Below are 7,886 nucleotides of genomic sequence, written 5' to 3' on the forward strand. Positions count from 1 at the left end.
GCTGGGAGGAAGTGGCGAAAAAGACGAGTTAGCGTGCTAGATTGGCTAGTGGGCTTAACATTAGAACGTTTTCTGCGATGATTTGTACTCTTGTCGAGTATATCCGAATCGGTCGGGGGGCTCGTTAAAACGCGGAGAAAAAATTTGAACGGACGACTGATCGCGATCGGAGACATCCACGGCTACAACCTGCCGCTGCAGACGCTGCTGCAGGCGATCGACCCTACCGCTGAGGACATCATTGTCACGCTCGGTGATTACATTGATCGGGGCCCGGATTCCAAGGGCGTGGTCGACACGCTGATCCAGTGGGGCGAAAAAACCCAGATCGTGGCACTGATGGGCAATCACGAAGAGATGATGCTCGATGTGGTGCGGGGCGACGAGCCGCATCATGCGTGGCTGAAGTTTGGCGGAATCGAGACGCTCGATAGCTATCATTTCAACGGTGACATGGATTTCCTGCCGCCGGAACACCTCGCATTCTTCGAATCGTTGGGCGATTATTTCGTGCATGACGAGTTTTTCTTCACGCACGCCGCTTATGACGCTCAGTTGGAGTTGGAGGATCAACCTGTCGAGATGCTGCGTTGGTACTCACTGCGGGCAGGCATCCCGGCGCCTCACCGGAGCGGACGGGTAGCTGTCGTCGGACACACTGCCAACCCCGATGCTCAAATCGTGGACGTGGGGCACCTGATTTGTCTCGATACGAGATGCTACGGAGGCGGCTTGTTGACGGCGATGGAATTGCCGTCCAAGCGTGTGTGGCAAGCCACGCCGGAAGGTGACCTGCTGCCGTAGATACGACCCCAGTCGTGGCTGGGGATCCACCGAGGTGTCGGGTTTGCCGGGCGAACGGCGTTACGAAAACCTGCCGAACCACTTCGGCCGTGGGGACGTAGCGTGCAGAACCTCCATTCCCTAGCCTTCCACTCATTCTCTCCAGTATTCTGGATGTTGTCTCATGAAGATTTTCATTGCCTGCCTCGTATTCGCTGCGATTGGAGTCGCGGTGGCACTGACGATCAATGAAGGTCGCTACGGGCATTACGAGCCCACGTTTGGCCCGATCAGTTATCGCGGCGACGTCGACGCGAGCAACGCGATGGCGACTCTCGAGGAGGGGTGGTCCGAAACCTTTGCCAAGATCGAGTTGCCCGACGGAAACTCTCACGACTTTGGCGTGATGAGACCAGATGAGAAAGGCGAGCATCAGTTCGTAGTCAAGAATGTTGGCGATGCCCCGTTAGTCCTCAAAGTCGGAGCTTCAACGTGTAAATGCACCGTGGGTGAATTAGGCGACGAGATGCTCGAGCCCGGCGAGCAGACGGAGGTCACAATGAGCTGGACGGTGACGACGAACAAGAACACGTTTGGCCAATCGGCCGAACTTCGCACCAACGACCCAGCTCAAGTCGCCATTCGGTTTGAAATCACTGGTAGCGTCGTCCGCGATGTACGGCTGTTCCCTGAGGAGATTACGTTCGGTGAAGTCGCTGCCGGCGATGACATTGATCTCGACGTCAGCGTATTCACTTTCATGGATCACCCCGTGACGGCCGGTGAGGTCAAGTTCAGCGACGAGACGATCAATGAGTTTGCAGACTTTGAGGTCGAGCCATTCGAGCCGTCCGAGCAAGATGGCGTCAATGAGGCGGCCGATCAAGGCTTCCGTGTTCACGCAACCCTGCACCCTGGACTCAAACAGGGGCCGGTGACCTCCAACCTGGTGCTAACCCTTCTCCCGCAGGAGGACAACGCCGACAATGGGGATTCCGAAGGCGATGAAGCATCTGCGGAGAACGACGGGGCACCCGATAAGCTAACTGTCTATATCCCAGTCAACGGCCGCATCGTGGGAGCCATGAGCCTGCTGCCCAATTCCCGACTGCGGGGAGTTTCCGGTGGCGGCTACGTCTTTGATTTCGGTATTCTCGGGAAAGACGATCCGCTCACAGCCAAGGTGTTTGTGCGGCTCAAGGGCGACAGCCAGTCGTCGACGAAGCTCTCCCTCGGTGAGGTCAGCCCCGCCGAGCACGTGCAGGCAACCCTCGGCGAGCCTGTTGGCAAGGGATCGATGACACTCTCCCCGCTGGAAATCAAACTCAAACCTGGAGCGACAGCGATCGACCGGATGGGGATGAATCGCGGCGACTATGGGTTTATCATGATTGAATCGGACGATCCGAAGACCCCCGCTCTCAAATTGATGCTGAAATTTGCATTGCCAGCGCAGTAGGCTGGGGGGCGACGAACGCATTGCACCCACAAAGGAAATTCATGCGCACCCCAGTTCTACGCCCCGATCGCATTCCCGCCCCGGTCCGATCCACGCAAGCATGGACGTGCTTACTGGCCAGCTCGATGTTGGCTCTGGTCGGTTGTTCGCCAGCCGATCCGATGCCTCCACTGAACAGCGTCCATGCGAATGATTCGGCGTCCAGCACGCCGGCGATGACCGACGCGACCTTGGTCACTCAGACTGCTGATGACCAAGCTCACGTGGTTCGTAAACCTCAGGTGCCATCGGGGACGATTGCTCAAAGCGATGCTGCGGCCGAAGAAACGCCCGCCACATCGCTGCCTGACAGCGGATTGTCTGGTCCGGTCGACTACACCGAGTGGCCCGTTCCCGATGTCACCCTATTCATCACCGGGCAACAGCACGGGTACATTGAACCCTGCGGATGCACGGGGCTGGAAAATCAGAAGGGCGGCGTCGCCCGGCGGATGACCTTTGCCAACCGGCTGCGACAAGCCGGTTGGGATCTGCTCCCTATCGACGCTGGCAATCTGATCCGGCGTTTTGGTCGCCAAGCGGAAATTAAGTTTCACCGTTCACTCGAAGCACTCCGGGAGATGCAGTATGCCGCCGTGGGGTTTGGACCTGACGATGTGCGCATCGGTGTGGGCGATTTGATTCAAGAAGCCGCCGCGGAGAGTCCCGACCAGGCGGTCTACTACTCGGCCAATGTCGTACTGATTGATCCATCGTTGATGCCGACCCACCGGGTTGTTGAGCAGCAGGGCTGGAAGATCGGCATGACCAGCATTCTCGATCCTGATTCGCTTGAGTCGCCATTGAGCGAAGATATCACGTTGGTAGATCCAGCGGCCGCAGCCCGGTCGGTGATGGAAAAGCTGCACGCTGAGCAGGCTGAGTTCAACGTACTGACGTTTTTCGGCAATAGCACGGCCGCGGAGAAGTTGGTACGTGAGGTGCCCGGATTCGATCTCGTCGTTGTCGCAGGTGGCTATGGCGAACCCACCTACCAGCCTGAATCCATCGAGGGGTCCACGACTCGGATGATTTTGACCGGCGATAAGGGCATGTATGTCGGTTTGGTCGGACTCTACAAGAATGCGGAGATGCGATACGCCCGCGTCGCGCTTGATGATTCGTTCGGCGATGCACCGGAGATGCGTCAACTGATGGCTGATTACCAAGCCCAGTTGCGAGACCTGGGGCTCGAGAACCTGGGCATCAAACCAATTCCTCATCGCTCGGGTGAGAAGTTTGTTGGGTCGGAAGCCTGCGGCGACTGCCACACAACAGCTTTCGATATCTGGGAGAGCTCGCCACACTTTGATGCCACTGAGAGTCTCGTGCATCCTGGTGAACGCAGCGACGTGCCACGTCACTTCGATCCGGAATGCCTTTCCTGTCACGTGACAGGCTGGAATGCACAGAATTTCCAGCCCTACGTCTCGGGGTATCTGAGCCTCGAAGCCGACGAGCATCTGCATGGCAACGGATGCGAAAACTGTCATGGCCCGGGAGCGTCCCACGTCGCCGCTGAGAATGGCGATATCGACGTCACCGACGCTCGTCGCGAGGAACTTCGCAACGCCATGAGACTTCCGCTCGCGGAAGCGAGGGAGAAATGCATGGAATGCCACGATCTCGACAATAGCCCTGACTTCCACAAAGAGGGTGCCTTCGAAGATTACTGGGCCGAGATCGAGCACGAAGGTCTCGACTGATTCCTCTCAACCAGTCGCCCGATTTCTCGGCGATTCCAATCTCAAAACGCTGTCTGCAACTGATCGCTTATCAGCGTCGTCGCCAATAGTGGCGGATGAGGTCGACGAGTCCTCGGTACTGATAGGAGCTATCGAGATAGTGCTCAATGACGTAGAACGCAAAGTAGTAGAAGCGGCAGAAGCTCCAGATGGTGAGCCCGAGCAGGAATACGTTTCGCAGCGTCAGGATGGAGCCGAGTAGCAGCCCACCGGCCAAGCATCCGAGCAGCAGAAACAATCCCGCCTTGATGATGATCGCGCGTTTGGACTGCAGGTCACCACTGGCTGTTCTTGGATAGGTGGAACGGCGTCTGCGGGCGGACGGCCCGGGATCCTCGTCGTGAGCATCAGGTGGGGCTGGCATGCGTTTTCTAGCCATAACGTTTTCGCAGGTCTTCAGGGGTCGCACCGTGTGCGAAAGCGTATTGAATCTGCCAATTTAGCCACGTTTGCCGCATCACACCCCGGTGCAACCAACGTCGCGGATCGACTGTGATGGGGCCGGGCAAAATTTGCGGCCTTGCGTGACGTCGGAGCTCGGAGGATATCATGACGTCCTCCATCAACTCAACCTCAGCGAACCCACCGACGGCGTCATAGAGGTCTCGCTGCACAAACATCGCTTGATCGCCGAAAACACGTCCGGCTAAGCGAGCACGTAGGAAGTTGCCGGCTTCCAAACTACGGAACCGCCACCGAGAATCATCGATGTGTTGATGAAACCCGCCCCAGGCCGGCCAACCGGCTAAGGTCATCTGCCGCAGGGCTGTTTCGTGCAGTCGATTGTCTGCGTGCAGGAAGAGGAGAACGTCGCCCTTGGCAATTCGTGCCCCCGCTGCGAGTTGCCGCCCGCGCCCGCGATCCGCATCGATTACAATCACGCTCACGTCGAGATCGAGGGCCCATCGCTGGGTTTTCTCGACCGTGCCGTCGGAGCTGCCTCCGTCGCAGACGATAATCTCGAGTCCCCCCAACGCAGCGGCCGCCTGCAACGCCGTTTCGATATTCTCCGACTCATTGAGTACCGGAATGATGATCGAGACTGTTTTTTCCATTTGCTAAACCAATCTCTCCACTAATAGATTCCCATGATTGTCCGACTGATTCTATCCTGTTTGCTAACTGCTTGTCTTGCCACATCCGCGGTGTCGTGGGCCGCCGAGCAAGCGGAGGGGCATCGCGTCCTGCTGCATGCGAAGACGGGATTGGTGGTCGTCGAGCCCAATGGGGAGATCTCATGGCAGATGCCGTGGAACAGCATCCACGACATCCACATGCTCGACAACGGACATATCCTCACGAGGAAGGGCAAGCAGCAGGTCGTCGAACTCGATCCCGAAACAAAGTCCGTGGTCTGGAAGTACCACAGCGGCCGAAGGAACGGAAACGCTGGAAAAGCGGTCGAGGTGCACGCGTTTGAGCGTCTCGACAATGGCAACACGATGATCGCCGAGTCCGGTCCTGCACGAATCATTGAGGTCGACGCAAACGGAAAGCTCGTCAAGGAAATCAAGCTGAAGACGGATCACCCGAGCACTCATTCCGACACGCGGTTGGCACGCAAGTTGACCAACGGGCACTATCTCGTAGCGCAGGAGGCTGACGGCAAGGTGCGAGAATACGATGCCGACGGGGACGTCGTTTGGGAGTATGAAGTGCCCATGTTTGGCAAACCCGCTCGCGGCGGCCATGGCCCGGATGCTTTTGGAAACAAGCTCTTCTCGGCCATCCGCCTCGGCAATGGCAACACGCTCATTGGCGGCGGCAATGGCCACTGCCTGCTCGAAGTCACTCCAGACAAAGAGATCGTTCGGCAGATTCATCAGGACGACTTGGATGGTATCCGTTTGGCTTGGGTGACCACCGTCGAGGTGCTCGGCAACGGCAACTGGGTCTTTGGCAATTGTCACGCGGGACCGGAGCAGCCGATTTTGATAGAGGTCGATCCCTCCACAAAGCAAGTGGTCTGGACACTCGATCGCTTCGATGAGTTTGGTAACGATGTTTCCAATTCAACGATTCTCGATTAGTGGAGTCTCCCGCCACCCCTCGTCCATCGACGCCGCAGCCCGAACCCGCCCCACGGTGGTGGTCGCGGATCGAGGTCTACGAACGCGCCGCTGTCGCTTGGGCCACGGCATGGTTCTTCTTTATCCTGCTCGCCTACCTCATCGTCCGCCCAGTTCGCGAAACGATGGGAAGCATCGGCTCGACGGCGGCACTGCAGGCACTGATGCTGGCGACCTTCGTTGTCATGCTCGCGGCGGTTCCCGCCTACTCCTTCCTCGTCGCTCGGCTGTCACGGCGATGGCTCGTTCGCACTGTCTACCACTTCTTCGCTGGCTGCCTTCTGGTCTTCTTCGTCTTGATGCGGTTTGCCTCAGCAGAGTTGCAGGTGTGGACCGCACGAGCCTTCTTCGTCTGGGTGAACGTGTTCGCACTGTTTGCCACCAGTGTTTTCTGGAGTGTGCTGGCCGATCTGTATTCGAGCAGTCAAGGCAAGCGTCTGTTTGGCATCATTGCCGCGGGCGGAACAGCGGGCGCCATCACTGGCTCGCTACTCACCAGCCAGTTGGCGGCGCACCTATCGACGGGAACACTTCTTCTGCTGCCCATCTTGATGATTGAATGCGGACTCGTTTGTGCCTGGCGTCTCGAGAAGCAATCGGGTCGTCTGCGCCAGTCATTGCCCGAGCAGGATACGGCAGCTTCGACCACCGCGACCGGCGGCGGCCTACTGACCGGGATCACACATGTATGGAATTCGCCTTACCTGCTCGCTATCTGCGCCTTTTTAGTGCTCGTCCAAGCCTGTGGGACGCAGCTCTATTTTCAGCAAGCCGAGATTGTCGACGCCTCGTTTGAATCCAAATCCGAACGGACTCAGCTCTTTGCCTATCTCGACCTAGCGACTCAGGTATTGACGTTGTTGATTCAAATGTTCTGTGCCAGCGTGGTGCTTCGTCGCTTTGGAGTCAGTGTCGCACTGGTGATCTTGCCCGTCATCTATCTGTGCGGCTTTGCTTCGCTCGCAGTCAGCCAATCGCTTGGCGTTCTCGTCATTGTGATGATTGCGACACGCGCCATCAGCTACGGGATCACAGTCCCGACACGGGAGGTGTTGTTCACGGTTGTCAGTCGAGAGGACAAATACAAGTCGAAGAATTTTATCGATACAGTCGTGCTCCGCGGAGGCGACGCGATATCGGGGCAGGTCTTCGGCGGACTACGCAATCTCGGAGCCAGTCTGGCAGCAATGAATGTCCTCGCGATTCCACTGACGGTCTTGTGGGGCGCGGTCGCCTGGCGGCTCGGCAAGCGGCAGCAGCAAATGGCTGACACAGACGCTGGATCAAGGACGTCCAGAGGGTAGCGGACTGTCGGTTAGCAACGCACGATCAATTCCTGTCGTAGTGGACGAGGCGACGAATCCAAAGCCGCAGGACTCGTCGCCTCCTGTTGATTACCCAGAAGTCTTCGTACGCCGAAGGCGTTTTAGAAAATAGCCGGTGGTTTGATCGCAAGCAAACACCACCGGAAACGCCGCGAGACGCAAGAGCCAACCCCGAATGGGGTTGAAGATCATTCACGACGAGGTCTGCGACCCACTTCGGGGTCGACGCTCCACTGCCAATGAACAATCGTAGGTGGCGCTGCGCTGACCTCATAGGCATCAAGTTAAGGATTGATCTATAAAAAAAGCGGAAAACCGTTCATAAAGTGACTTGAATTACAACCTCGTCACCTCGGAGAACGGAGTTTCCGCATGGACAGAGTAACAGCGCTGGCCGATTTACTACAGACCACTTTTTCGACCGTTGCCGTTGAGGCCAATGATGTCGCCAAATGCGTCAAACGCG

At 57.5% G+C, this 7,886-nt stretch carries 7 protein-coding genes; 5 read left to right on the forward strand and 2 right to left on the reverse strand.

The genetic code is table 11. The annotated features are described in order from the left end of the window. Nucleotides 1–144 precede the first annotated feature (144 nt). The 3 genes from CA85_RS23695 to CA85_RS23705 all read left to right on the forward strand — a co-directional run bounded on the left by CA85_RS23695 (nucleotide 145) and on the right by CA85_RS23705 (nucleotide 3,987). Entirely contained in the window at nucleotides 145–804 is a 660-nt protein-coding gene (locus tag CA85_RS23695; protein ID WP_146394036.1) for a metallophosphoesterase family protein, read from the forward strand. Nucleotides 805–967: 163 nt separating this feature from the next. Next, nucleotides 968–2,242 (forward strand): DUF1573 domain-containing protein, encoded by a 1,275-nt coding sequence (locus tag CA85_RS23700; protein WP_146394038.1) that lies wholly within the window; start codon nucleotides 968–970, stop codon nucleotides 2,240–2,242. A 41-nt stretch (nucleotides 2,243–2,283) separates the two neighbouring features. Continuing rightward, nucleotides 2,284–3,987, forward strand: a complete 1,704-nt coding sequence (locus CA85_RS23705) for a multiheme c-type cytochrome (protein ID WP_146394040.1) — start codon at nucleotides 2,284–2,286, stop codon at nucleotides 3,985–3,987. A gap of 70 nt (nucleotides 3,988–4,057) precedes the next feature. On the opposite strand, the gene CA85_RS23710 is transcribed toward CA85_RS23705, so the two are convergent. Next, nucleotides 4,058–4,390, reverse strand: coding sequence for a hypothetical protein (locus CA85_RS23710; protein ID WP_246113101.1), 333 nt, complete (start codon nucleotides 4,388–4,390; stop codon nucleotides 4,058–4,060). Between the two features lie 7 nt (nucleotides 4,391–4,397). Beyond that, nucleotides 4,398–5,081, reverse strand: a complete 684-nt coding sequence (locus tag CA85_RS23715) for a TIGR04283 family arsenosugar biosynthesis glycosyltransferase (RefSeq protein ID WP_146394042.1) — start codon at nucleotides 5,079–5,081, stop codon at nucleotides 4,398–4,400. Nucleotides 5,082–5,114: 33 nt separating this feature from the next. On the opposite strand from CA85_RS23715, the gene CA85_RS23720 reads away from it, so the two are divergent. Both CA85_RS23720 and CA85_RS23725 read left to right on the forward strand, forming a co-directional pair. Next, nucleotides 5,115–6,056, forward strand: coding sequence for a beta-propeller domain-containing protein (locus tag CA85_RS23720; RefSeq protein WP_146394044.1), 942 nt, complete (start codon nucleotides 5,115–5,117; stop codon nucleotides 6,054–6,056). Beyond that, nucleotides 6,056–7,399: an NTP/NDP exchange transporter gene (locus CA85_RS23725; RefSeq protein ID WP_146394046.1), complete on the forward strand. Its 1,344-nt coding sequence runs from the start codon at nucleotides 6,056–6,058 to the stop codon at nucleotides 7,397–7,399. The genes CA85_RS23720 and CA85_RS23725 overlap by 1 nt, the downstream gene beginning before the upstream one ends. Nucleotides 7,400–7,886: the final 487 nt, after the last annotated feature.

Origin of the sequence: Allorhodopirellula solitaria, assembly GCF_007859855.1 — a bacterium.
GTDB classification, from domain to species: Bacteria; Planctomycetota; Planctomycetia; order Pirellulales; family Pirellulaceae; genus Rhodopirellula; species Rhodopirellula solitaria.